Source organism: Streptomyces roseochromogenus subsp. oscitans DS 12.976 (genome assembly GCF_000497445.1).
GTDB classification, from domain to species: domain Bacteria; phylum Actinomycetota; class Actinomycetes; order Streptomycetales; family Streptomycetaceae; genus Streptomyces; species Streptomyces oscitans.
Genome location: NZ_CM002285.1, coordinates 7,765,309 through 7,790,588 on the forward strand (window position 1 = coordinate 7,765,309; position 25,280 = coordinate 7,790,588).

Sequence of the window (25,280 nt, forward strand, 5' to 3'; positions counted from 1 at the left end):
TTGGCCCTGCTGGACACATTTCCGGGAAGTCCCCCCGCGGGGAATTCCAGCCCGGCCGTCCGGCCGAATTCCACTGACTCACCGCACAGTTGGAGGTGTGACGTTCGCCACCTTGAAGGCCCTGGACAGCCCGGGTCGACTGTGCTGAACGACCCCGTTCGGGCCCGAACCACGGGTCTTTGTGTCCCGATTGATGGGAAGCTGCACTAATCCTGCCGCTGTCGGGTTTTCGGTGCGTCCGCACCCGGTTCCCCTGCGTGATGGGGGGTCAACTCACGCGGCCGCGAACCGTCCTGCGGGCGCGGACTAATCTCGTCGCGAGAACATCGCCGCAACCCCCCGTGATCCGCCGCACCACCATGCATGCCGGATACACGGACCCGAACAGCTCTGGAGAAACCCCCGCATGAACCGCAAGACTTTGGTGCTGCCGGCGGTAGCCGGCCTGCTCACCCCGGTTCTCGCCGCATGCGGCGGGACCAGCAGCGGGAGCAAGAGCGGCGACGCCATCGTCGTCGGCACCACGGACCGGTTCACCGCCACCAGCGACGCCCCGGCACCCATCGACCCGGCCTACGCCTACGACGTCGGCACCTGGAACATCCTTCGCCAGACCGTCCAGACCCTGATGGCCCAGCCCAAGGGCGAGGGCGACCCCGTCCCGGACGCCGCCGAGAGCTGCTCCTTCACCGACAGCGGCAGCGAACGCTACGCCTGCAAGCTCCGCGACGGCCTCAAGTTCGCCAGCGGCGACCAGGTCACCGCCCAGGACGTCAAGTACTCCATCGAGCGCGCCCTGCGCATCAAGTCCGACAGCGGCGTCGCCTCCCTGCTCAACACCATCGACACCATCGAGACGCAGGGCGACCGCGAGGTCATCTTCCACCTCAAGACGGCCGACGCCACCTTCCCGTACAAGCTGTCCACTCCGGTCGCGGGCATCATCAACCCGAAGGACTACCCGAAGGACAAGCTGCGCGACGGCTTCGAGGTCGACGGCTCCGGCCCGTACACCTTCCACGCCGATACCGACGGCAACGCGATCACCACCGCCACCTTCACCAAGAACCCCAACTACAAGGGCTATGTGAAGGTGAACAACGACAAGGTCGAGCTGCGCTCCTTCTCCGACGCCGACGCCATGGGCGCCGCGATCGACAAGGGTGACATCGACGTCATGACCCGCACCATGTCGCCCGAGCAGATCCAGAAGCTGGACGCCGGCGGCGACGACAAGGTCGACCTGGTCGACATGCCGGGCCTGGAAATCCGCTACCTGGCCTTCAACACCAACGCGCCCAGCGTGAAGTCCAAGGCCGTACGCCAGGCCGTGGCCCAGCTCATCGACCGCGCGGCACTGGTCGGCAAGGTCTACGGCACCCAGGCCGAGCCGCTGTACTCGCTGGTCCCGGCCACCATCACCGGCCACTCCAACTCGTTCTTCAACAAGTACGGCAACCCCAGCGTCGACAAGGCCAAGAGCCTGCTCGCCAAGGCCGGCATCACCACCCCGGTGAAGCTGACCCTGCACTACACCACCGACCACTACGGCTCCGCGGAGAAGAAGGAGTTCGAGGTCCTGCAGCAGCAGCTCAACGACAGCGGCCTGTTCAACGCGTCCATCCAGGGCCACACCTGGGAGACCTTCCGGCCCGCCGAGAAGAAGGGGCAGTACGACGTCTACGGTATGGGCTGGTTCCCCGACTTCCCCGACGCCGACAACTTCCTCGCGCCCTTCCTCGACAAGGACAACTTCCTCGGCTCGCCGTACTCCAACAGCACCATCCAGAACACTCTGATCCCGGACTCCCGCCGTGAGGCCGACCGGCTCGCCGCCGCCAAGAGCCTGACCGCGATCCAGGACACCGTCGCCGACGACGTCCCGGTGCTGCCGCTGTGGCAGGGCAAGCAGTACGTCGCCGCACGGAGCGACATCACGGGTGTCGCGTACGCCCTCAACTCCTCCTCGACGCTTCAGCTGTGGGAGCTCGGCCGCGGTGTGAGCGGCTGACGGCTCTCTCCCGGGGGCCAGGGACGGCTGCCCCGGTGACCCGGGGCCAGGACGGGGCTCCGGGGTGACGAACCGACGAATAAGGCACATGCGAGTGAATCTGCGCAACCAGTGGCCGGTCCTGCCCGTCGTGGCAGGACTGGCCTCCGGCCTGTTGACCGGCTGCGGCTCGGGGAGCGGTGATTCCGGGGGGACCGGCTCCTCCGTGGTGATGGGGATGTCCGACGACGTCCTCGCCACGGACCCGGCATCCGGCTACGACCCTGGCTCCTGGCTGTTGTTCGACAACGTCTTCCAGTCGCTGCTCAGCTTCCCCAAGGGCGCGACCCAACCCCAGCCCGAACTGGCCAAGGAGTGCTCCTTCACCGACTCCCGGGCCACCGTCTACAAGTGCGAGCTGAGGGACGGCCTGAAATTCAGCAACGGTGACGCCCTCACCTCGAAGGACGTGAAGTTCTCCTTCGACCGCATGCTGAAGATCAACGACTCGGCCGGACCCGCGATCATGTTCCCGATGCTCGGCAGCATCGGCACACCCGACGCGAAGACGGTGGTCTTCCACCTGAAGTCCTCCGACGCCACCTTCCCCAGCAAGATCGCCTCCGGCGCCGGCTCCATCGTGGACCACAGCCAGTACGACGCGAACGGCCTGCGCACCGACCACCAGGCCGTCGGCTCCGGCCCCTACAAGCTGGACTCCTTCGACAAGGACAAAGCGGTCTTCTCCGTCAACGACAACTACCAGGGCACCGCCAAGGTCAAGAACTCCGGCGTCACCCTGAAGTTCTTCCACGGCGACCGCACCGCCCTGAAGCAGGCCCTCCTCGACGGCAAGGTCGACATCGCCTACCGAGGCCTGTCCGCCTCCGACATCGCCGGCCTCGACAAGCAGGACGGCAGGAAGGGCGTCGACGTCATCGAAGGCACCAGCGCCGAAGTCCAGCACCTGGTCTTCAACATGAAGGACCCGATCGCCCAAAAGCTCGGCGTCCGCAAGGCCATGGCCTACCTCCTCGACCGCGATGCCCTCATGAAGAACGTCTACCAGGGCACCGCCACCCCGCTGTACTCGATCATCCCGGCGGGCATCGTCGGCCACAACACCGCCTTCTTCGACACCTACGGCGCCCGACCCTCCCAGGCCAAGGCCGCCGCCGCGCTGCGCGCCGACGGCATCACCGGCAAGGTCAAGCTCACCCTGTGGTCCACGCCGTCGCGTTACGGCCCCGCCACCGACGAGGAGCTGAAAGCCATCGCCGGCCAGCTCAACGCCAGCGGCATGTTCGACGCCGACGTCAAGTCCGTCGCCTTCGACCAGTACGAGAAGGACATCGCCGCCGGCAAGTACGGCGTCTACGTCAAGGGCTGGGTGCCGGACTACCCGGACGCCGACAACTTCACCGCGCCCTTCTTCGGCAAGGGCAACGTGCTGGACAACAACTACCGCAACAACACCATCACCGGCTCGCTGATCCCCAGCACGGCCGCACAGAGCGACCGCGCCGCCACCGACGGGGACTTCGGCCGGCTGCAGAACATCGTCGCCACCGAACTGCCCGTCCTGCCCGTCTGGCAGGCCAAGCAGTACGCCGTCGTCCGCGACGGCGTCTACGGCCTGGAGTACTGCCTGGACGCCTCCACGGTGTTCCGGTTCTGGGAACTCAGCAAGAGCTGACACCCGTTGACACCGAGGGCGCCCATCTCCGCACGGGAGGGGCGCCCTTCACCGTCGTACCGGACGTATGCGCGCTCACTGAGCGCCGGGACGCACCAGACCGCTCTCGTACGCGTACACCGCAGCCTGCACCCGGTCCCTGAGGCCCAGCTTGGTCAGCACATGCCCCACATGCGTCTTCACCGTCGTCTCACTGACGAACAGATCGGCCGCGATCTCCGCGTTCGACAGGCCGCGCGCCACCAGCTTCAGCACCTCCACCTCACGGTCCGTGAGGGTGTTCAGCGTGTCCGGCACCGGCTCGTCGCCGGAGGGCAGATGCGTGGCGTACTTGTCCAGCAGCCGGCGCGTGATGCTCGGTGCCAGCATCGCCTCACCCGCCGCCACCACCCGGATGGCCTGCACCAGTTCATTGGCGGGTGCGTCCTTCAGCAGAAAACCACTCGCACCGGCGCGCAGCGCCTCCACCACGTACTCGTCCAGATCGAACGTGGTCAGCACCAGCACCTTCGCCGGGCCGGACCGGTCGGGACCGGTGATCTGCCGGGTCGCCTCCACCCCGTCCATCCGAGGCATACGGATGTCCATCAACACCACGTCCGGCTGCAGGGCCCGCACCTGATCGAGGGCCTGCAGGCCGTCACCGGCCTCGCCCACGACCGCGATGTCCTGCTCGGCCTCCAGAATCATCCGGAAACCCGTACGCAGCAGGGGCTGGTCGTCGACCAGTAGGACACGGATGGCCACGTGACACTCCTTCGCTAGTCCGGGCCCATTCTGCCCTGCTCCACGGCCCCGGACTCGGCCGCCCTCACCGGTGACTGCCGTGCTTCCCGCGAAACGCCCTGTTCGACCGCGGCCGCGCCGTCGGCCGGACCCTCCACCGCATGCCCCTCGGCCGCCCGCACCGGCAGCGGATACGGCGGAGGAGTGCCGCCGAACTCCGGGCAGTGCGCCTGATGGTCGCACCAGCCGCACAGCTTGGTCGGGCGAGGCCGCCACTCACCCGTCCGCGTGGCCCGCTCGATCGCCTCCCACAGCGCGTGCAGCTTGCGCTCGACCCGCTCGAGATCGGCGAGCACCGGGTCGTACGTCAGCACATCCCCGCTGCCCAGATACACCAGCTGGAGCCGGCGCGGGACCACCCGCTTCAACCGCCACACGACCAGGGCGTAGAACTTCATCTGGAACAGCGCGCCCTCGGAGTACTCCGGTCTCGGCGCCTTCCCCGTCTTGTAGTCGACGATCCGCACCTCACCGGTCGGCGCCACGTCCACCCGGTCGATGATCCCGCGCAGCCGCAGCCCCGACTCCAGCTCGGCCTCCACGAACAGCTCACGCTCGGCCGGCTCCAGCCGCGTCGGATCCTCCAGCGTGAACCAGCGCTCCACGAGCCGCTCGGCCTCCGCCAGCCAACCCGACAGCCGCTCCCCGTCCGGGTCGTCCGCGAACAGCTCCGTGACCTCCGGCCGGCTCTCCCGCAGCCGGTCCCACTGTCCCGGGATCAACGCCTTGGCCCGCGGCGCGGTCCGCTCGGCGGCGGGCGCGTCGAACAGCCGCTCCAGCACCGCGTGCACCAGCGTGCCCCGCGTCGCCGCCGCACTCGGCTTCTCCGGCAGCCGGTCGATCACCCGGAACCGGTACAGCAACGGGCACTGCATGAAATCGCCGGCCCGGGAAGGAGAGAGCGAGGTGGGCGGGACGGCGACCCGCTCGGCACCGGATGCGGCGGATGCCACGGAAGCGGGGGACGCCTCGGCCGCGGGGAGTTCCCGGGGCGCCACCGCCGGCGTCGAGGGGCCCGGCACCGGCCCTGTGGCCGGGGCCCGCGGAGCCGTCGTGGGTGTCGGCTGCGGCGCCTCGGCCGGATCCGTCTGCCCGGCGCCACCCGCCGGGGCTCCCGCGTCCTCGATGCTGCTGTCCATGCCCACAGACCTTACGGCCCACCACTGACAGTGACCCGGCCGCCGCCCGCGTTCGACCGCACGACAGCGGGGCAAACACAAGGGGTGCCGGGGCGAAACGCGTCACCACGGCCGCATACCATCGACCACAGACCCTTCCGTCCGGCAGGTACGGAAGACGCTTCGAACGAGGGGACACCGTGGACGTGAGCGGCGGAAGCGGGCAGCCGCGGTCCGGCAAAGACAAGCCGGCCGAGCACCCCGCAGGTCCAACGGCCCCGACGACCGGCCCCACCCACGATCCCAGCCCGGAGCGCCGGCCCCACACGCCTGACGCGGCCCCCCACCAGGCACCCACGGACCAAGACCCGTCCGACGCCGAGGCCACCGGGAAGCCGACCAGCGGACCGGCCACCGCACCTCCCGCCCAGGCCGCAACCGGCACCAGCACCGGCCCGGACACCACCGGCGCCCCCGAGGACACCGACAACACCGGCACCGGCATGGACACCGGCTCGGCCGCCGAGAACCCCACCAGCGCCACAGAGGCCAACGCCACCGACGCCACGACGACCCGCACCGGCTTCGACAGCGACGCGAACCAGGGCACGAAGGACGACACCCCCCGCACCGACGCTCCCGGCACCGACACCCTCGGCACCGACACCCTCGGCACCGACGCCCCGCCCGCCGCCACGGACGCCCCCGCCCGCCCCCAGCACACCCCGGCCCCGGCCCCCGCACCCCCCGCGACCCGCACAGCGAGCATCGTTCCCTCGCACAGTCCGGGATCGCCAAGGGCGAGCCGCCGCAGCCGCGGCCCAAGGAGCCCGGTGGCGGCATCCTCATGGGCCGGCCCTTCGGCGTGCCGGTGTACGTCGCGCCCAGCTGGTTCCTCGTCGCCGCACTCATCACCTGGGTCTTCGGCGGCCAGCTCGACCGCGTACTGCCCGGACTCGGCGCCGCCCGCTACCTGGTCTCCCTGTTCTTCGCCGTCGCCTTCTACGCCTCCGTCCTGGTCCACGAGCTCGCCCACACGGTCGCCGCGATCCGCTTCAAACTCCCCGTCCGCCGGATCCAGCTGCAGTTCTTCGGCGGCGTCTCAGAGATCGAGAAGGAAGCAGAGACCCCCGGCCGCGAGTTCGTCCTCGCCTTCGTCGGCCCCCTGCTCTCCCTCATCCTCGCCGGACTGTTCTACCTCGCCATGAAACCCGTCGAACCCGGCACCGTCCCCGGCGTCCTGCTGGCCGGCCTGATGATCTCCAACCTCATCGTGGCGATCTTCAACCTCCTCCCCGGCCTGCCCCTCGACGGCGGCCGAATGCTCCGCGCCGTCGTCTGGAAAATCACCGGCAAACCCATGAGCGGCACCATCGCCGCCGCCTGGGTCGGCCGCGCCCTCGCCGTCGCCGTCCTCGTCGGCCTGCCCCTGCTCAACCAGTCCGGCGCCCTCGGCGGCGACCACACCGACGCCGGCGGCATGGACACCGTCACCGACGCCCTGCTCGCCGCCATCCTCGCCGCGATCATCTGGACCGGCGCCGGCAACAGCCTGCGCATGGCCCGCCTGCGCGAACACCTCCCCGAACTCCGCGCCCGCACCCTCACCCGCCGCGCCGTACCGGTCCAGACCGACACCCCCCTCTCCGAAGCCCTCCGCCGCGCCAACGCCGCCGGAGCGCGCGCCCTTGTCGTCGTCGACGCCCACGGCAACCCCCTCTCCCTCGTCCGCGAGTCCGCCATCGTCGGCGTACCCCAACACCGCCGCCCCTGGGTCCCCGTCAGCGGCCTCGCCCAGGACCTCACCGACGGCATGCGCGTCTCCGCCGAGCTGGCCGGGGAGGAACTCCTCGACGTCCTGCGGGCCACCCCCGCCACCGAATACCTCGTCGTAGAGGAAACCGGCGAGATCTACGGCGTCCTGTCCGCGGCAGACGTAGAACGGGCCTTCGTCAGGGCAATGGCAAGGCCCGCTTCATAACACCCCGCACTGAAACGACCCAAAAGGGCGCGGGGTCGTATCGATGTACGGCTACCGCCGCGTGGGCGCGACCAGCCGTACACGGCCCGCACCTGCACCACACACCGTCCCCCACCCCCTCCGTCGGCCAAACCCCCGGACAGGAACCGGTACGCTGGTCACATGTCCGAACCGACCGGTGCCGCCCGCAGGCGCGGGCCCTTCAAGGTCGGGGACCAGGTACAGCTGACCGACCCCAAGGGCCGCCACTACACGTTCACGCTCGAAGCCGGGAAGAACTTCCACACCCACAAGGGCTCCTTCCCGCACGACGAACTGATCGGCGCTCCCGAGGGCAGCGTTGTCCGCACCACCGGCAACGTCGCCTACCTCGCGCTGCGCCCCCTGCTCCCCGACTACGTCCTGTCCATGCCCCGAGGGGCAGCCGTCGTCTACCCGAAGGACGCGGGGCAGATCCTCGCCTTCGCCGACATCTTCCCCGGCGCCCGCGTCGTGGAAGCCGGCGTCGGCTCCGGCTCGCTCAGCAGCTTCCTGCTGCGCGCCATCGGCGACCAGGGCATGCTCCACTCCTACGAGCGCCGCGAGGACTTCGCCGAGATCGCCCAGCAGAACGTGGAGCGCTACTTCGGCGGCCCCCACCCCGCCTGGCAGCTCACCGTCGGCGACCTCCAGGACAACCTGTCCGACACCGACGTCGACCGCGTCATCCTCGACATGCTCGCCCCCTGGGAATGCCTGGAGGCCGTCTCCAAGGCCCTCGTCCCCGGCGGCATCCTGTGCTGCTACGTCGCCACCACCACCCAGCTCGCCCGGACCGTGGAATCCATCCGCGAGATCGGCTGCTTCAACGAGCCGACCGCCTGGGAAACCATGATCCGCAACTGGCACATCGAAGGCCTCGCCGTCCGCCCCGACCACCGCATGATCGGCCACACCGGCTTCCTGCTCACCGCCCGCCGCCTCGCCGACGGCGTCGAGCCGCCCATGCGCCGCCGCCGCCCCGCCAAGGGCGCCTACGGCGAGGACTACGCCGGACCCAACGCCGACGGCGGCACCGCCCGCTGACCCACCCCGTACACAGCACAACGCAAGGGCGCCGTGCCCGAGTTCCCACCGACCCACGGGAACTCGGGCACGGCGCCCATCCGTTGACCGGACACCAGGAACCCCGCCGCGCCCGACGGCCCCAACGCCCGCCCCACACGCGGGCTCCCGCCTGCGGGAATCCCGGACCCCGCCGTTCCCCCGCACTGTGACGTGTGGCACCATGCTGGCCACCCCACCGGCACAGCCCTCACAGGAGACACTCCTAGTGCAGCAATCCGCCGTTCCGGAGCTCGCCCACACCCACACCCGGCCCATCCACTGGGTCGCCACCGCCACAGCCGTCTCCGGCGTCGTGGCCCTCTCCTCCTTCGTACAGCCCGGATCGGCCACGGCCGCCCAGTCCGCCACCGGCACCCAGAACAAATCCGCCCACGCGGCCGCCCAGCCGCCCGGCACCACCGGCGTCGACTTCCCCCTGCAGTGCGGACACGCCAAAGCCGTCGTTGCCAAGAAAGCCACCGGAGACCTCGACGGCGACGGCAGACCGGAAACCGTCGCAGTCGTCCACTGCGACTCCGCCATGGGCACCCCGCCCGACGGCGTCTACGTCCTCACCCGCACCGCCGACAACGACACGTCACGCATCGTCGCCACCCTCGTCGACCCCAAGGACCGGCTCACCGTCACCGACTTCACCCTGCACACGGGCACCGTCGGCGCCACCCTCCTCGGCTACTCCTCCGCCGCCGTCCCCAACTGCTGCCCCGACCTGAAGACCCCCGTCACCTGGCAGTGGAACGGCAACGCGTTCATCCGCACCACACCCACAGACGCCCACAGCATCTGACCCCCGGCCCCACCCGGCGCCCGAGCCCGGCCCGGACTCACTCCGCGTCGGGCCCGTACACCTCGACCTTGTCCGAAACCCGGCGCACATGAATGCACTCGCCGGGACACTCCCGCGCCGAATCCACCACATCCACCAGCAACGGCAACGGCACCGGCACCGTCGCCCCCACCGCCTGCACCAGCGCGTCGTCCGCGCCCTTCACATAGGCCAGCCCATCGATGTCCAGCTCGAACACCTCAGGGGCGTACTGGGCGCAGATCCCGTCGCCGGTACACAGATCCTGGTCGATCCAGACCTCCAGCGCCTCCCCGCCCGGGGCCTCCTGCTGCACAGTCACCTCTCCTGCCATAGATACGCCGGGCCACACCGGCACCACCAGGGCCAGCCGGGTCCGCACCAGCGGCCGTTGAACACCCCGACCCTACCTCCGCCCACAATCCAGCCGACCTCCACAGCCACCGGGTTTCCACCCCCGCCCACCCGGGTAGCAGCGCCCGACCAGCACACCGGAGTCCCCACCAAGGGAACGACCACTTCAAGCCGGGCCCACAGTGACACCCCCCGCCCGCACCGTCGCTCTGCGTAACGATCGTACGAGCGCACCGCCCGCTGCCCGCAACCAGGCCCAACAGCCCGCACCGGACAACTCCGCCCACTCCTGAAGGGTTTCGACCATGCGATGCCCGGAACAAGCTGCTTCCCCATCACGTTGAGTGGGTATCCCCTCCGTGCGAGGGAGAGCGCACCGGGTGACCGACGACACACCTTGACAGTCTTGGTGATCTAGGGGTTTCAATCGACACCCACCCAGGTAGGGTCTGGAAGCGTCCAGCTCCCCTTGGAGGAGGTGAGGACCGTGGCAGCCCACGACGACGACATGAACCGCGGCATCCGCCCGGGACGAGGGTCCGACGACCCGGCCGGGCAGATCGCCTACCTTGAGCAGGAGATCGCCGTCCTGCGACGTAAGCTCGCCGACTCTCCGCGACACACGAGGATTCTCGAAGAGCGGATCGTCGAGCTGCAGACCAACCTGGCCGGCGTGTCCGCCCAGAACGAACGACTGGCCAACACCCTCCGCGAGGCCCGCGACCAGATCGTGGCCCTCAAGGAAGAAGTCGACCGGCTCGCCCAGCCACCGGCCGGCTTCGGAGTCTTCCTGCAAGCCAACGAAGACGCCACCGCCGACATCTTCACCGGCGGCCGCAAACTCCGGGTGAACGTCAGCCCAAGCGTCGACCTCGACGACCTGCGGCGCGGCCAGGAAGTCATGCTCAACGAAGCGCTCAACGTGGTCGAAGCCATGGAATACGAGCGCGTCGGCGACATCGTCACCCTCAAGGAAATCCTCGAGGACGGCGAGCGCGCCCTCGTACTGGGCCACACCGACGAAGAACGGGTGGTACGGCTCGCCGAGCCACTGCTGGACGTCACCATCCGCCCCGGCGACGCCCTCCTGCTCGAACCCCGCTCCGGCTACGTCTACGAAGTCGTCCCCAAGAGCGAAGTCGAAGAACTCGTCCTCGAAGAGGTCCCCGACATCGGCTACGACCAGATCGGCGGACTCGGCAACCAGATCGAAGCCATCCGCGACGCGGTCGAGCTGCCCTACCTCTACCCGGACCTCTTCAAAGAGCACGAGCTGCGCCCGCCCAAGGGCGTCCTGCTCTACGGCCCCCCCGGCTGCGGCAAGACACTCATCGCCAAAGCCGTCGCCAACTCACTCGCCAAGAAGGTCGCCGAGGTCACCGGTCAAGCCGCCGGCAAGAGCTTCTTCCTCAACATCAAGGGCCCCGAGCTCCTCAACAAGTACGTCGGCGAGACCGAGCGGCAGATCCGCCTCGTCTTCCAGCGTGCCCGCGAGAAGGCCAGCGAAGGCACCCCCGTCATCGTCTTCTTCGACGAGATGGAATCCCTCTTCCGCACCCGAGGCTCCGGCGTCAGCTCCGACGTGGAAAACACCATCGTCCCCCAGCTGCTCGCCGAGATCGACGGCGTGGAAGGCCTGCAGAACGTGGTCGTCATCGGCGCCTCCAACCGCGAGGACATGATCGACCCCGCCATCCTCCGCCCCGGCCGACTCGACGTGAAGATCAAGATCGAGCGTCCCGACGCCGAGGCAGCCAAGGACATCTTCGGCAAATACCTCACCGAACGCCTCCCGCTGCACGCCGACGACCTCGGCGAACACGGCGGCGACAAGGCCACCACCGTCCAGAGCATGATCCAGACGGCGGTCGAGCAGATGTACGCCGAATCCGAGGAAAACCGCTTCCTGGAAGTCACCTACGCCAACGGCGACAAGGAAGTCCTCTACTTCAAGGACTTCAACTCCGGCGCCATGATCGAAAACATCGTCGGCCGCGCCAAGAAAATGGCGATCAAGGACTTCCTCGAAAAGAGCCAGAAGGGCCTCCGCGTCTCCCACCTCCTCCAAGCCTGCGTGGACGAGTTCAAGGAGAACGAAGACCTGCCCAACACCACCAACCCCGACGACTGGGCCCGAATCTCCGGAAAGAAGGGCGAACGGATCGTCTACATCCGCACCCTCATCACCGGAAAACAGGGCGCAGACACCGGACGCTCCATCGACACGGTGGCGAACACCGGCCAGTACCTGTAAAAGCAGGGCGGCTGCGGGTCCCCTCACCGGGTACCCGCAGCCGACTGCTTTTCCGGCCACGACCGGAGCAGGCAATGACGCAAATGATCTCCCCACCAGCGCAAAGGCGTTCTAGGCTCGTTCCTACCGCCGAGTCGCGCAGTGCGGGGACGGGCACCGCACACGCACCGGAGCGCCAGCGGTACTTGAGCGGGGCCCACGACCGAGGGTGCCGCCCGGCAAGGAGGGCCGCATGACCGTACGGCGAGTAATGGGCATCGAGACGGAGTACGGAATCTCCGTCCCCGGCCACCCCAACGCCAATGCCATGCTCACCTCGTCCCAGATCGTCAACGCCTACGCAGCGGCGATGCACCGGGCCCGCCGGGCCCGCTGGGACTTCGAGGAAGAGAACCCGCTACGGGACGCGCGAGGCTTCGACCTCGCTCGCGAGGCCGCCGACGCCAGCCAGCTCACCGACGAGGACATCGGCCTCGCCAACGTGATCCTCACCAACGGCGCACGCCTCTACGTCGACCACGCCCACCCCGAATACAGCGCCCCCGAGGTCACCAACCCCCGCGACGCCGTCCTCTGGGACAAGGCCGGCGAACGCATCATGGCAGAAGCCGCCGAACGAGCCGCCCAGCTCCCCGGCGCCCAGCCCATCCACCTCTACAAGAACAACACCGACAACAAGGGCGCCAGCTACGGCACGCACGAAAACTACCTGATGAAGCGGGAAACCCCCTTCTCCGACATCGTGCGCCACCTCACCCCCTTCTTTGTCTCCCGCCAGGTCTTCGCCGGCGCCGGCCGCGTCGGCATCGGCCAGGACGGCCACGAACACGGCTTCCAGATCAGCCAGCGCGCCGACTACTTCGAAGTCGAGGTCGGCCTGGAGACCACCCTCAAGCGCCCCATCATCAACACCCGCGACGAACCCCACGCCGACGCCGAGAAATACCGCCGCCTCCACGTGATCATCGGCGACGCGAACCTCTCCGAGATCTCCACCTACCTCAAACTCGGCACGACCTCCCTGGTCCTGTCCATGATCGAGGACGGCTTCATCGCGGTAGACCTCGCGGTCGACCAGCCGGTACGCACCCTGCACCAGGTCTCGCACGACCCCTCACTGCAGCGCCTGGTCACACTGCGTAGCGGTCGGACCCTGACCGCGGTCCAACTGCAGATGGAGTACTTCGAGCTGTCCCGCAAGTACGTCGAGGAACGCTACGGCGCCGACGCCGACGAACAGACCAAGGACATCCTGACCCGCTGGGAAGACACCCTCACGCGCCTGGAGAACGACCCGATGAGCCTCGCCGGCGAACTCGACTGGGTCGCCAAGCGAGAGCTCATGGAGGGCTACCGCCGCCGAGACGGCCTCGACTGGGACGCCGCCCGCCTCCACCTCGTCGACCTCCAGTACGCCGACGTACGCGCCGAGAAAGGCCTCTACAACCGCCTCGCGGCCCGCGGCCGCATCAAGCGGCTCCTGGACGAGACGGACGTCGAGCAGGCCATGAGGAAGCCACCGGAGGACACGCGGGCGTACTTCCGCGGGCGCTGCCTGGAGCAGTACGCCGACGACGTCGCGGCCGCGAGCTGGGACTCGGTGATCTTCGACCTCCCGGGCCGGGACTCGCTACAGCGGGTCCCAACCCTGGAACCGCTACGCGGAACGCGAAATCACGTCAAGGAACTGCTGGACCGCTGCCGCACCGCGGAAGACCTGGTCAGGGTCCTGTCAGGCGGCTGAGCGGACCAGGCGGGCACCCGGCCCGCCCCGCGCGGGCAGGGTGGAAATCCCACCGCCCGGGAATCATCGAGGTGGCCCCCGTACGTTGGAGAAACTGCGGGGCCGATGTCGGACCCGGCTTGTAGGGTCTGATCATCACCGATCGGCAGGCGAACTGAGCGGGGTGAGGGTTATGGCAACCAAGGACACCGGCGGCGGCCAGCAGAAGGCCACGCGCGCGACCGAAGAGGTCGAGGAGCAGGCGCAGGACGCGCAGGCTTCGGAGGACCTCAAGGAGCGGCACGAGAAGCTGAGCGATGACGTGGACTCCGTGCTGGACGAAATCGATGACGTGCTCGAGGAGAACGCAGAGGACTTCGTTCGAAGTTTCGTTCAAAAAGGCGGCCAGTAGCCTTCGAATTGAAGGTGACGGGGGGATCTGGCTTGGAAAGCGAAGAAGATGTGAAGCGTTGCTCGCGGTGCAAGCAGTACAAGCCGCGGGCAGCGTTCGCACGGAACAAGGCCATGCGCGATGGGTTGCAGGTCTATTGCCGTGAGTGCGCGGCGGCATATCACCAACAGCGTCAGGTGGCCAAGGGGCGCAATGTTCGGCCGAGAGTGGAAGTGCCGCCGGGCCACAAGCACTGCCGTACCTGCGGCGAAACCAAGCCGCACAGCGAGTGGACGCGGAACAGTAGTGCCTCGGATGGCCTGGCAACCCTCTGTAAGGCGTGCAAGGCGGTAAAGGGTCGCCAGCACCATCTCAAGCGCAACTACGGCCTGACCGAGGCCGAGCGTGACGCGATGATCGCTGCTCAGCGCGGCCTCTGCGTGATCTGCCTGGCCGTCCCGCCCGTGCATGTGGATCACTGCCACAAGACGGGTAGGGTCCGAGGCGTACTGTGCTTCAACTGCAACTCGGCCATCGGCAAGTTGGGTGACGACCCCGACGCCGTGCGCCGGGCCGCCGCCTATCTGGAAGGAAACTCGTGGAAGCCAATACTCGTGGCACCGGGCGTCTACCAGCTGCCTTCCTGACGCCAGGATCCTCCTCCTTCATGGACTTCCTGTCCGAGCACCAGCCCGAGATGCTGCCCGGCAACCGGCAGCTGCCGCCCACGCAGGGCGTGATCGAGGCGCCCCACGGCACCACCATCGTCGCGGTGACCTTCCCGGGGGGCGTGGTGCTCGCCGGTGACCGTCGCGCCACCATGGGCAACATCATCGCTCAGCGGGACATCGAGAAGGTCTTCCCGGCGGATGAGTACTCGGCTGTCGGTATCGCCGGCACCGCCGGTCTCGCCGTGGAGATGGTGAAGCTCTTCCAGCTGGAGCTGGAGCACTTCGAGAAGGTCGAGGGTGCGCAGCTGTCGCTGGAGGGCAAGGCGAACCGGCTGTCGACGATGATCCGTTCCAATCTCGGCATGGCTATGCAGGGTCTGGCCGTGGTGCCGCTCTTCGCGGGTTACGACCTGGACCGGGAGAAGGGGCGGATCTTCTCCTACGACGTCACGGGTGGTCGCAGCGAGGAGCACAACTTCGCGGCGACGGGTTCCGGCTCGATCTTTGCGCGTGGTGCGATGAAGAAGTTGTTCCGTGACGACCTGAGCGAGGAGCAGGCGACCACGTTGGTGGTGCAGGCTCTGTATGACGCGGCTGACGATGACTCGGCGACCGGTGGTCCCGATGTCGCCCGCCGGATCTACCCGATCATCACGGTGATCACCGAGGACGGTTTCCGTCGGCTCACGGAGGGGGAGTCCTCCGAGGTCGCGCGTGCGGTGCTCCAGCGGCGTCTGGAGGAGCCGGACGGCCCGAAGGCCGCCCTGCTCTGAGTGCGGGCCCCGGTTTCTTGTGAAGGTGATCCAGTGACCAGGACAGAAAGGGACGGATAACCGGTGTCGACGCCGTTCTATGTCTCACCCCAGCAGGCCATGGCGGACCGGGCGGAGTATGCCCGGAAGGGCATTGCGCGTGGCCGCAGCCTGGTGGTCATGCAGTATGCCGACGGGATTGTGTTCGTCGGTGAGAACCCGTCCCGTGCGCTGCACAAGTTCAGCGAGATCTATGACCGGATCGGTTTCGCGGCCGCCGGTAAGTACAACGAGTACGAGAACCTGCGCATCGGTGGTGTCCGTTACGCCGACCTGCGGGGTTACACCTATGACCGTGATGATGTGACCGCGCGTGGTCTGGCGAACGTGTATGCCCAGACGCTCGGCACGATCTTCTCTTCCGCCGCTGAGAAGCCGTATGAGGTGGAGCTGGTCGTGGCGGAGGTCGGGGAGACTCCGGAGGGTGATCAGATCTATCGGTTGCCGCATGACGGTTCGATCGTGGATGAGCACGGTTCGGTCGCGGTGGGCGGTAATGCGGAGCAGATCAGTAGCTTCTTGGATCAGCGTCACCGTGATGGCATGAGTCTCGCTGAGGCGCTGAAGCTGGCGGTGCAGGCGCTGTCGCGTGACACCAATGGGAGTGAGCGGGAGATTCCCGCGGAGCGTCTTGAGGTGGCGGTGCTGGATCGTACGCGTCCGCAGAAGCGTAAGTTCAAGCGGATTGTGGGCCGTCGGTTGTCGCGTCTGCTGGCTGCGGATGGTGCCGCCACGGAGGCGGAGAGTGCTGAGGAGGATGGCTCCGAGGAGGAGTGACCAGTCGCCCCGCTTGTCTGGTTCTGTGTGCCCCGGCCGTTGTTCTGGCCGGGGCACACGGTGTTCGGGTCCGCCGGTCTGGGATGCCTAGGCGGCCCGTGGTGGGGCTGTGGAGCCTCGGATGACCAGGTGGACGGGGATGTCTCCGCTCTGGGGTTCCTGGCCCTCCAGGACGGCCAGGAGGGCCTGCATGCCGCGTTCGCCGAAGAGTTCGGCGTCGAGTCGTACGGTGGTCAGTTCGGGGTCGATGGCGGTGGCGAGGGCGAGGTCGTCGAGGCCGGTGACGGAGATGTCGTCGGGGATGCGCAGGCCGAGGCGGCGCAGGGCTTTGTAGGCGCCGGCGGCGAGTTTGTCGTCGTCGCAGACGATGGCGGTGGGCCGGGGGCCGGGTGTGGTGAGGGCGGTCTCGGTGGCGGTGAGGGCGCCTTCGATGGAGATGGGGGCCCGGGTTGTGCGCAGCTCTGTTCCCGGTGCGGCGGCCAGGCGTGTTGCCAGTTCTTTCGCTCGGATGTCGAAGGTCCATGAGGGGACGTCGGCGGCGAGGTGGAGGATGTGGCGGTGGCCGAGGGCGAGGAGGTGTTCGGTGACCTGGCGGACGCCGTCGGCGATGTCGAGGTTGACGGTGGCGGCGCCGAGGCTGCCTTCGGGGTCGCTGTCGAGCATCACCAGGGGCAGCTGGTCTCCGCGGATGGCGGTCAGCGCGTCGGCGGCCATGGAGGAGGCGATCACTCCGTCGAGGGCGGCTTGGGCGGAGGCGAAGGGGTCGCGGGCGGGGCCGATGCCTTCGGGGGAGGGGTAGAGGACGACGCCGAAGCCGTTCTGGGCCGCGACGCGTGCGGCGCCGGTGTAGACGCCGGCGAAGAACTCCGTGGTCAGGGCGGGTACGACGAGCAGGACGGTGCGGGTGCGGCCGAGGCGGAGGTTGCGGGCGGCGAGGTTGGGGCGGTAGCCGAGTTCGCGTGCGGCGTGGCGGACGCGTTCGGCGGTGGTTTCGGATACCCGGCCGCGCCATTTCTCGCCGAGGACGAGGGAGACGGCGGCTTGGGAGACTCCGGCCGCCTGGGCGACGTCCCGGCTGGTCGGGCGCGTGCTGCTGCGTGCCACCGTGGGCCTGCTCCTCTGTGTGCGGTCGTGTGCCTCCGGGGCTGCGGCCCTGGGCTCACTTCCGTCGTCTGGACGTGTGAACAGCGCACATGGTACGTATGGCAGTGGAAGTTATACGTAAAACGTCGGGTCGTCGCAGCGGCCTGGTCGAGTCGCTGGAGGGCAGCACATGGCCACGGGTTATCTGGAGATACTCCGCGCCAGGCATGCGCTGCGGCTGCTGACCGGCACGCTGGTGGGGCGGCTGCCCAATGCGACGGCCGCGATCGCCCTGGTGCTGTTCGTCCGCGCCGAGGGCGGGACGTACAGCCTCGCGGGCGCTCTGGCGGCCGTGTACGGCGTCGCCAATGCCGTCGGTCAGCCGGTGCTGGGCCGGCTGGTGGACCTGTACGGCCAGCCGCGGGTACAGCTGCCCGCGGCTGTTCTCGCGGCCCTGTCCATGACGCTGTTCGCGTTCTGCGGTATCGATCCGCTGCCGCTCGCGTATGGGTCCGTGGCGGCGGCGGGTCTGTTCACGCCGCCGCTGGAGGGGGGCTTGCGGGCGCTGTGGCCGTCGGTGCTGCGCCGTGAGGAGCAGGTGCACACGGCGTACGCCATGGACGCGATCGCGCAGGAGGTCATGTTCACGGTCGGTCCGCTGCTGGTGACTCTGTGTGTGTCCCTGTGGGACGAGCGTGCCGCGCTGCTGGTGCTGAATCTGCTGGGTGTGCTGGGGGCGCTCTCGGTGGTGGTCTCGCCGCCTTCGCGCGCGTGGCGGTCGGCTCCGCGTGAGGCGCACTGGCTGGGTGCTCTGCGTTCGCCGGGTCTGCTGGCGCTGCTGGGGGCTTTCCTGTTCGTGGGTCTCGCGTTGGGTTCGATCACGGTCGCGTCGGTGTCGTACGCCGATGGGCATGGCGGTGACGCTGTGTACGGCTGGATGATGGCGGGGCTGGGGCTGGGCGCACTGGTGGGTGGCACGGTGTACGGCGCCCGTCGGTGGGCTGGTTCGCCGGAGCGGCGACTGCGGGTGCTGGTGGCTCTTCTGGCGGTGTGTTACCTGCCGTTGATGCTGATGCCGGGTGTGGTGGCCATGGTGGTGTTGTCGGTGGTTTCCGGGGTGTTTCTGGCGCCTTGTATCGCTTGTGCGTTCATCATCGTGGACCGGCATGCGCCGGCCGGGACGGTCACCGAGGCGTTCTCCTGGCTTGTGACGACGTTCACCGTGGGTGCCTCGGTGGGGACGGGTGTGGCGGGGCCGGTGGTCCAGGCCGGTGGCACGGTGTGGGGGTTCGCGGTGCCGGGTGCGGCGGGGGCCGTGTCGCTGCTGGTCCTGCTTGCCACGGGGCGGGTCCTCGCAGCTCCCGCGCGGGGCGGGGTGGTTGCGGCTTCATCGGAAAATGATCCAAATCGTGCTGTCGAACCCCGTTTCAGCTCAGGGGATCGGGCGTAATGTTCAGTCATGGACCGCCGCATTTTCGGGCTGGAGAACGAGTACGGCGTCACGTGCACGTTCAGGGGACAGCGGCGCCTGTCTCCTGACGAGGTGGCGCGGTACCTCTTCCGCCGTGTCGTGTCATGGGGCCGCAGCAGCAATGTCTTTCTGCGGAACGGCGCCCGGCTGTATCTCGACGTGGGCTCACATCCGGAATACGCGACACCCGAGTGTGACAATGTGATCGAACTGGTCACTCACGACAAGGCCGGCGAGCGCATTCTCGAAGGACTCCTGGTGGACGCGGAGCGACGCCTGCACGAGGAGGGAATCGCGGGCGACGTCTACTTGTTCAAGAACAACACCGACTCGGCGGGCAACTCGTACGGCTGCCATGAGAACTATCTGGTGGCCCGGCACGGGGAGTTCTCCCGGCTCGCGGACATCCTGATCCCGTTCCTGGTGACCCGGCAGCTGTTGTGCGGGGCGGGGAAGGTGCTGCAGACGCCGCGTGGTGCGGTGTACTGCGTCAGTCAGCGTGCGGAGCACATCTGGGAGGGTGTGTCCTCGGCGACGACGCGTTCGAGGCCGATCATCAACACGCGCGACGAGCCGCACGCGGATGCGGAGCGGTATCGCCGGCTGCATGTCATCGTCGGTGACTCGAACATGTCCGAGACGACGATGCTGCTGAAGGTCGGTGCCACGGATCTGGTGCTGCGCATGATCGAGGCGGGCACGGTGATGCGTGATCTGACGCTGGAGAACCCGATCCGGGCGATCCGTGAGGTCAGTCATGACATCACGGGCCGGCGCAAGGTGCGGCTGGCCAGTGGCCGGGAGGCGTCGGCGCTGGAGGTGCAGCGGGAGTACTTCGACAAGGCCGTGGACTTCTGTGACCGCCGGGGGATCCGTACGGGTACGGTGGCGCAGGTCCTGGAGCTGTGGGGTCGTACGCTGGACGCGATCGAGTCCGAGGAGCTGGACCGGATCGCGACCGAGATCGACTGGGTGATGAAGTACAAGCTCATCGAGCGGTACCGGGCCAAGCACAACATGACGATGTCGCATCCGCGGGTTGCTCAGATAGACCTCGCGTACCACGACATCCACCGCCGTCGTGGTCTGTACTACCTGCTGGAGAAGAAGGGCCAAGCGGCCCGGGTGTGCAACGACTTGAAGATCTTCGAGGGCAAGTCGGTGCCGCCGCAGACGACTCGGGCGCGGCTGCGGGGCGACTTCATCCGGCGGGCGCAGGAGCAGCGCAGGGACTTCACGGTCGACTGGGTGCATCTGAAGCTCAACGACCAGGCGCAGCGCACCGTGTTGTGCAAGGACCCGTTCCGTTCGGTGGACGACCGGGTGGAGAAGCTGATCGCCGGAATGTAGCGGGAACCGGGTGAGTCAAGTGCTTCGGCTGTGAAATGCCGGAACGCCACACGGGCGTCGTACGTTTCCCGTACGGCGCCCTTCTCACGCCGTAGAGTTGCGCGCACGCCATCCGCAAGATCGACCGATTACGAGGCTCTTCCGTGCGTCGACGTTCACTTCTCCTCGCCGCTGTTCCCGCAGGTCTGGTCACGCTCGCCGCGTGTGGTGACGGCAAGTCCGCCTCCAGCAAGGCCAGTGCCTCCCCGTCGCCGTCGGTGTCCTCGGCGCCGCCGCCGAAGATCGTGGAGGGGCCGTTGCCGGCGATCACGGCGGGTGCGAAGTTCGGCGAGAAGCCGACGGTGGCCAAGGGGCCGGGGGAGCCGTCGACGAACCTGGCGGTGAAGACGGTGATCGCGGGCAGTGGCGGCACGGTCGCGGAGAACGACTTCGTCCAGGCGAACTACCTTGGTCAGATCTGGGACACGGCCAAGGTCTTCGACAACTCGTACGACAAGAAGCGTCCGCTGGTGCTGCAGCTCGCCGCGGGCGGCGTGATCGATGGCTGGCGGTATGGGCTGGCGGGCAAGAAGGCCGGCAGTCGTGTGCAGATCGCGGTGCCGCCCTCCTTGGGTTACGGCAAGGAGGGCGAGCCGCAGGCGGGTATCAAGGGCACGGACACGCTGGTGTTCGTGATCGACGTGATCGATGTCTTCAACTCGAAGAGCTCGGCCAAGGGCAAGCCGGTGGCGCAGAGCGACGCCTCGCTGCCCACGGTGGCCACCAACACCGACGGCGGTGTCCCCAAGGTCACGGTTCCGAAGGCGGCTCCGCCGAAGAAGCTGGTGTCGACGTATGTCCTGGAGGGCGACGGGCCGGAGCTGAAGGCCGACCAGACGGTCCTGTGCCAGTTCCAGGGGCTGGTCTGGGACAGCGGCAAGACGTTTCAGCGCACGTATGGCTCGGGCCGCCTCAGCCAGTTCGCGCTGGCACAGATGCAGCAGGCGGTCAAGGGTCTGGCGGATGGTCTGACCGGCAAGAAGGTGGGCAGCCGGGTGCTGATCGTGGTGCCGCCGGAGCTGGGTTACGGCGACACTCCGCCGAGCGGCGGCATCATCAAGAAGGGCGCGACGCTCGTGTTCACGGTGGACATCCTCGCGGCGATGTAGCCGGTGCGCCCGTGAGGGGCGGCGGAGCTGCGGAGGTGAAAGACTGTCCGTGTTTCGTGTCGTACACAAGCAGGAGCTTTTGACGTGAGCAACGAGAAGCCCGAGATCGACTTCCCGGGCGGCGAGCCCCCGGCCGACCTGGAGATCAAGGACATCTGGGAGGGCGACGGCGAGGTCGCGAAGGCAGGTCAGACCGTCACGGTGCACTACGTGGGCGTCGCCTTCAGCACCGGCGAGGAGTTCGACGCCAGCTGGAACCGGGGCACCCCGTTCCGCTTCCCGCTCGGCGGGGGCCGTGTCATCAAGGGCTGGGACCTGGGCGTGCAGGGCATGAAGGTCGGTGGCCGTCGCCAGCTGACCATCCCCGCCCACCTCGCCTACGGCAACCAGAGCCCGACTCCGTTGATCCAGCCGGGCGAGACGCTGATCTTCGTGGTGGACCTGATCGCCGTCTGATCCCGGCCTGATCCACGCGTGATCGTCTGTCGGGTCCGGCCGGGGCCGTGCCCGGTCGTCCGGCCGGGTCCGACCGGATCCGATCACCTGGGGTCCATGCCTGTCCGGGCATGGGCCCTCGGCTTTTGCCACCGCACTCAGGAGCGGTACGGTCATCGCTCGGAAGCACCAGAGGAAAGGCGAAGGGCGTCGATGGCCATTGCCAAGGCAGAGCGGCTGATGAACCTCGCGCTGTGTCTGCTCGGCACACGGCGGCCACTCAGCAAGCGTGAGCTGCGTGCGTCCATCGAGGCCTACCTCGAAGCGGGCAGCGACGACTCCTTCAACCGGATGTTCGAGCGGGACAAGGACGACCTGCGCGAGCTGGGCCTGGTGATCGAGACGGTCGAGAACCTGGACGGCGAGGTCGGCTATCTCGCCCGCCGTGACAGCAACCGGCTGCCGCCCATCACGCTGGACGCCGAGGAGGCCGCGGCGCTCGGCCTCGCCGCGAAGGTCTGGCAGCAGGCCCGCCTGGCCGGCGCGGCCAGCGGGGCCCTGCAGAAGCTGCGCGCCGCGGGGCTGCCCGAGGACGTCGACCCGTACGAGGCGCACGGTGCCCTGGAACCGCGGATCCCGGTGCACGAGGCCGCCTTCGAGCCGCTGATGCTGGCCTGCCGCGACCGCCGCCCGGTCGTCTTCGACTACCGCAAGGCCTCCGCCGCCCACCCCGAGCCCCGGCATGTGGAGCCCTGGGCGCTGGAGTGCTGGCGCGGGCACTGGTACCTGGCCGGTTTCGACCGGGACCGGGGTGCCGAGCGTGTCTTCCGGCTCTCCCGGATCACCGGCCGGGTGCGCTCGCGCGGTACGGGCTTCACCGCTCCCGTGCCCGATGTCGTCACCGTGCGGGAGACCGTCGCGAGCTGGGCGGGCGAGATCGCCGACGGTACGGCTCTGATCCGGCTGCGTTCCGGCGCCGGTTACCCCCTTCGGGCGAAGGCCACCAGCGTGCGGGAACTCGGCGACGGCTGGGACGAGTTGGAGATTCCGTACGGGCACGGCCTGGACGCCTGGCTGGTGGAGTTCGGGCCGGACGTGGTGGTCCTGGAGCCGGCCGAGCTGCGCGCGGACGTGGTGGACCGGCTGCGGGCCGTGGCCAAAGGCTGAAGGGGGAGCAGGACTGTGGCAGGCAAACCGGTCAGGACCGTGAACGCCATCGACCAGACCCGGCGGATGCTCTCCCTGGTGACGTATCTCAGGGAGCGGCCCGGCGCGCGGATCGCGGATGTGGCGCGTGCCTTCGGCATCACCGAGGACGAGCTCGTCGCCGACCTCGATCTGCTGCCCATGTGCGGCACCAGCTTCCGCGGCGGTGATCTGCTGGACATCGACACCGACGGTGAGCGCATCTGGTGGCACAATGCGGCCGCGCTCGGCGAGGAGGCCGCCGAGCCGCTGCGGCTCGCCGCCGACGAGGCGACCGCCCTGCTGGTGGCCGCCCGAGCGGTCTCGACGCTGCCGGGTCTGCGCGAGGGCGACCGGCAGGCGCTGCTGCGGGCCACCGCCAAGGTGGAGGCCGCCGCCGGTGAGGCCGCGGGCGCCAGCGCCCGGCTGTCGGTGACGTTCGAGTCCGAGGGCGGGGTCTTCGCCGATGTCGACCGGGCGATCTCCGAGCGCCGCCGGCTGTGGATCCGTTACTACTCGCCGGCCCGGGACGAGGTCACCGAGCGCGAGATAGACCCCATCCGTCTGGTCAGCGTCGGGCACACCTATGTCGAGGCCTGGTGCCGCCGCTCCGAGGCCAGGCGGACCTTCCGGCTCGACCGGGTCGCCGAGATCAGAATCCTGGACGAGCCGTCCGCACCTCCGGAGATAGAGCTGCGTGACCTGTCCGAGGCGCTGGTGCAGCCGGCCGCCGAGGATCCGGAGGTCGTGGTCGAGGTCGGCCCGGGCGGCCGCTGGGTCGCCGAGTACTACCCGCACGACAGCGCGGATGAGCTTCCCGACGGCGGGCTGCGTATCACTCTGCGCACCCCCGATCCGGCCTCGCTGCGCCGGCTGGCGCTGCGGCTCGGCCGGGACGGCCGGATCGTCTCCCCGCCCGACCTGGCCGACAGCGCCCGCCGGGCGGCCCGTGAGGCCTTGGAGGCGTATGACACGGTGCAGTCGGCGAACTCCGGGCAGTGAGAGCGCCCCAAGGTGCGCGCGGCGCACTTGGCGTACGACCACGAAATGAGGAGCGAGGGCTGTGAGCGAGTCTCCGGTGTCCGGTGCGGGTGAGATGACGGTGGCGGTCGCCTTCGCCGGGATGAAGAGAGCGGTCCCCGTGGTGTTCAAGGCGGGCTGCCCGGACTGCCGGGGCCGCTTCGAACTCGCCGCGAGCGCGCTGCGCCTCGCCATCGGCGCCAGCAGCCGGACCACGTTCTACTCCTTCACCTGCCCCGAGTGCGGCGCCGCCGTCCGCAAGCCAGCGGGGGAGCGCATCGTCGAGCTGCTCACCGACGGCGGGGTCAGCACACTGCGGCTGCACTCCACGGTGTAGGCGGCTGCGTCGCACGGCCGGGGACGGTCTAGTCTCGACGTCATGTTCTGGCCGATGTGCGCGGTAGCGGTGGGTTTCCTGGGTCTCGCGGTGCTGGGGGTGCTCGCCGTCCGGGTCTTCCTGGAGGCGCGGCGCCTCGGACAGCAGGTCACGGACTCCGCGCGCCGTATCAACAGGGCGGCCGAGGACCTGGAGCGGGCGGCCGTCAGCACGGCTCGCGCCGTGGATGCGTTGTAGATTGCCTCAGCCCATGCGCTTTGGGTCACTTCGCCCTGTCACCGTGCCGGTCCGGCCAGGTACGCTGCTGGTCGCGGCCCGGAAAACGAGGCGCGGTCCGCAGCCAGAGCGGGAGTACGCACGGGGATTGTTTTACGTTCATCCCCGGGCGATACGATCGCTCCCAGCACGATGGTCAGACATTTGTCCGACCCGTCGGACATGCCCCGTCGCCCCGCCTCAGTGAGAAGGTGAAGACTTATGTTCCGCAACGCACTTGAGCCGTGGCACCTGGTGCTCCTGGTTCTGGTGATTGTCCTCGTGTTCGGCTCCAAGAAGCTTCCGGACATGGCGCGCTCGCTCGGCAAGTCCGCTCGCATCCTGAAGAGCGAGGCCAAGGCGATGAAGGACGACGGCAAGCAGTCCACCACCTCCGCCCAGCCCGCCGAGGAGCAGCCCCCGGCTCAGCGCACGATCCAGGCCTCGCCCGGCGACGTGACCAGCTCCCGGCCGGTGAACGAGCAGACGGACACGACGACCCAGCGCTGACGCGAGGACCGGAGAATCCGG

General features: G+C 68.5%; 24 protein-coding genes. 20 read left to right on the forward strand and 4 right to left on the reverse strand.

Features of this window, described 5'->3' with window-relative positions; genetic code table 11:
- Positions 1-406: 406 nt before the first annotated feature.
- Entirely contained in the window at positions 407-2,011 is a 1,605-nt protein-coding gene (locus M878_RS83215) for an ABC transporter substrate-binding protein (protein ID WP_023551923.1), read from the forward strand.
- Between the two features lie 94 nt (positions 2,012-2,105).
- Positions 2,106-3,686: an ABC transporter substrate-binding protein gene (locus M878_RS83220; protein WP_031226613.1), complete on the forward strand. Its 1,581-nt coding sequence runs from the start codon at positions 2,106-2,108 to the stop codon at positions 3,684-3,686.
- 75 nt (positions 3,687-3,761) lie between these two features.
- Here M878_RS83220 and M878_RS83225 read toward each other — a convergent pair whose 3' ends face one another.
- Both M878_RS83225 and M878_RS49525 read right to left on the reverse strand, forming a co-directional pair.
- Positions 3,762-4,433 (reverse strand): response regulator, encoded by a 672-nt coding sequence (locus M878_RS83225; protein ID WP_023551925.1) that lies wholly within the window; start codon positions 4,431-4,433, stop codon positions 3,762-3,764.
- Positions 4,434-4,447: 14 nt separating this feature from the next.
- Positions 4,448-5,611 (reverse strand): RecB family exonuclease, encoded by a 1,164-nt coding sequence (locus M878_RS49525; protein WP_023551926.1) that lies wholly within the window; start codon positions 5,609-5,611, stop codon positions 4,448-4,450.
- Between the two features lie 826 nt (positions 5,612-6,437).
- Between M878_RS49525 and M878_RS95200 the strand changes: the two genes are divergently transcribed.
- The 3 genes from M878_RS95200 (at position 6,438) to M878_RS83240 (ending at position 9,465) form a co-directional block, all read left to right on the forward strand.
- Positions 6,438-7,571: a site-2 protease family protein gene (locus tag M878_RS95200; RefSeq protein WP_023551927.1), complete on the forward strand. Its 1,134-nt coding sequence runs from the start codon at positions 6,438-6,440 to the stop codon at positions 7,569-7,571.
- Positions 7,572-7,733: 162 nt separating this feature from the next.
- Complete coding sequence (locus M878_RS83235) at positions 7,734-8,636, forward strand: tRNA (adenine-N1)-methyltransferase (RefSeq protein WP_023551928.1); 903 nt, start codon at positions 7,734-7,736, stop codon at positions 8,634-8,636.
- Positions 8,637-8,883: 247 nt separating this feature from the next.
- The gene (locus M878_RS83240; RefSeq protein ID WP_023551929.1) at positions 8,884-9,465 is read left to right on the forward strand and encodes a hypothetical protein; all 582 of its coding nucleotides are present in this window, start codon (positions 8,884-8,886) and stop codon (positions 9,463-9,465) included.
- 37 nt (positions 9,466-9,502) lie between these two features.
- On the opposite strand, the gene M878_RS83245 is transcribed toward M878_RS83240, so the two are convergent.
- Positions 9,503-9,805 (reverse strand): ferredoxin, encoded by a 303-nt coding sequence (locus tag M878_RS83245; RefSeq protein ID WP_037730234.1) that lies wholly within the window; start codon positions 9,803-9,805, stop codon positions 9,503-9,505.
- A 519-nt stretch (positions 9,806-10,324) separates the two neighbouring features.
- Between M878_RS83245 and arc the strand changes: the two genes are divergently transcribed.
- The 6 genes from arc (at position 10,325) to prcA (ending at position 16,465) form a co-directional block, all read left to right on the forward strand.
- Positions 10,325-12,091 (forward strand): proteasome ATPase, encoded by a 1,767-nt coding sequence (gene arc, locus M878_RS83250; protein WP_023551931.1) that lies wholly within the window; start codon positions 10,325-10,327, stop codon positions 12,089-12,091.
- A 232-nt stretch (positions 12,092-12,323) separates the two neighbouring features.
- Positions 12,324-13,835, forward strand: a complete 1,512-nt coding sequence (gene dop / locus M878_RS83255) for a depupylase/deamidase Dop (RefSeq protein WP_342452736.1) — start codon at positions 12,324-12,326, stop codon at positions 13,833-13,835.
- A 172-nt stretch (positions 13,836-14,007) separates the two neighbouring features.
- Positions 14,008-14,226 carry a ubiquitin-like protein Pup gene (locus tag M878_RS83260; RefSeq protein ID WP_023551933.1) on the forward strand — a complete coding sequence of 73 codons (219 nt, stop codon included), beginning with the start codon at positions 14,008-14,010 and terminating at the stop codon, positions 14,224-14,226.
- A 32-nt stretch (positions 14,227-14,258) separates the two neighbouring features.
- Positions 14,259-14,852 (forward strand): endonuclease VII domain-containing protein, encoded by a 594-nt coding sequence (locus tag M878_RS49530; protein WP_245238261.1) that lies wholly within the window; start codon positions 14,259-14,261, stop codon positions 14,850-14,852.
- Positions 14,804-15,649 (forward strand): proteasome subunit beta, encoded by an 846-nt coding sequence (gene prcB, locus M878_RS83265; protein WP_031226618.1) that lies wholly within the window; start codon positions 14,804-14,806, stop codon positions 15,647-15,649. Before M878_RS49530 ends, prcB begins: the two co-directional genes overlap by 49 nt.
- A 63-nt stretch (positions 15,650-15,712) precedes the next feature.
- Positions 15,713-16,465: a proteasome subunit alpha gene (gene prcA / locus M878_RS83270; protein ID WP_023551936.1), complete on the forward strand. Its 753-nt coding sequence runs from the start codon at positions 15,713-15,715 to the stop codon at positions 16,463-16,465.
- An 87-nt stretch (positions 16,466-16,552) separates the two neighbouring features.
- On the opposite strand, the gene M878_RS83275 is transcribed toward prcA, so the two are convergent.
- Positions 16,553-17,569, reverse strand: a complete 1,017-nt coding sequence (locus tag M878_RS83275) for a LacI family DNA-binding transcriptional regulator (RefSeq protein ID WP_023551937.1) — start codon at positions 17,567-17,569, stop codon at positions 16,553-16,555.
- 169 nt (positions 17,570-17,738) lie between these two features.
- Between M878_RS83275 and M878_RS83280 the strand changes: the two genes are divergently transcribed.
- The 9 genes from M878_RS83280 (at position 17,739) to tatA (ending at position 25,259) form a co-directional block, all read left to right on the forward strand.
- Positions 17,739-18,998 (forward strand): MFS transporter, encoded by a 1,260-nt coding sequence (locus M878_RS83280; protein ID WP_023551938.1) that lies wholly within the window; start codon positions 17,739-17,741, stop codon positions 18,996-18,998.
- A 9-nt stretch (positions 18,999-19,007) separates the two neighbouring features.
- Positions 19,008-20,369 carry a Pup--protein ligase gene (gene pafA / locus M878_RS83285; protein WP_023551939.1) on the forward strand — a complete coding sequence of 454 codons (1,362 nt, stop codon included), beginning with the start codon at positions 19,008-19,010 and terminating at the stop codon, positions 20,367-20,369.
- A 143-nt stretch (positions 20,370-20,512) separates the two neighbouring features.
- Positions 20,513-21,517: an FKBP-type peptidyl-prolyl cis-trans isomerase gene (locus M878_RS83290; RefSeq protein ID WP_031226620.1), complete on the forward strand. Its 1,005-nt coding sequence runs from the start codon at positions 20,513-20,515 to the stop codon at positions 21,515-21,517.
- Positions 21,518-21,601: 84 nt separating this feature from the next.
- Positions 21,602-21,973, forward strand: coding sequence for an FKBP-type peptidyl-prolyl cis-trans isomerase (locus tag M878_RS83295; protein ID WP_023551941.1), 372 nt, complete (start codon positions 21,602-21,604; stop codon positions 21,971-21,973).
- A gap of 192 nt (positions 21,974-22,165) precedes the next feature.
- Positions 22,166-23,119 carry a helix-turn-helix transcriptional regulator gene (locus tag M878_RS83300; protein ID WP_023551942.1) on the forward strand — a complete coding sequence of 318 codons (954 nt, stop codon included), beginning with the start codon at positions 22,166-22,168 and terminating at the stop codon, positions 23,117-23,119.
- Between the two features lie 15 nt (positions 23,120-23,134).
- Positions 23,135-24,139, forward strand: coding sequence for a helix-turn-helix transcriptional regulator (locus M878_RS83305; protein ID WP_023551943.1), 1,005 nt, complete (start codon positions 23,135-23,137; stop codon positions 24,137-24,139).
- 94 nt (positions 24,140-24,233) lie between these two features.
- Positions 24,234-24,494 (forward strand): hypothetical protein, encoded by a 261-nt coding sequence (locus tag M878_RS83310; protein ID WP_037731079.1) that lies wholly within the window; start codon positions 24,234-24,236, stop codon positions 24,492-24,494.
- A 42-nt stretch (positions 24,495-24,536) separates the two neighbouring features.
- Complete coding sequence (locus M878_RS83315) at positions 24,537-24,731, forward strand: hypothetical protein (RefSeq protein WP_023551945.1); 195 nt, start codon at positions 24,537-24,539, stop codon at positions 24,729-24,731.
- Between the two features lie 240 nt (positions 24,732-24,971).
- A complete protein-coding gene (gene tatA / locus M878_RS83320) occupies positions 24,972-25,259 on the forward strand; it encodes a Sec-independent protein translocase subunit TatA (protein WP_023551946.1) in 288 nt (95 codons plus the stop codon).
- The last annotated feature ends 21 nt before the right edge of the window (positions 25,260-25,280 follow it).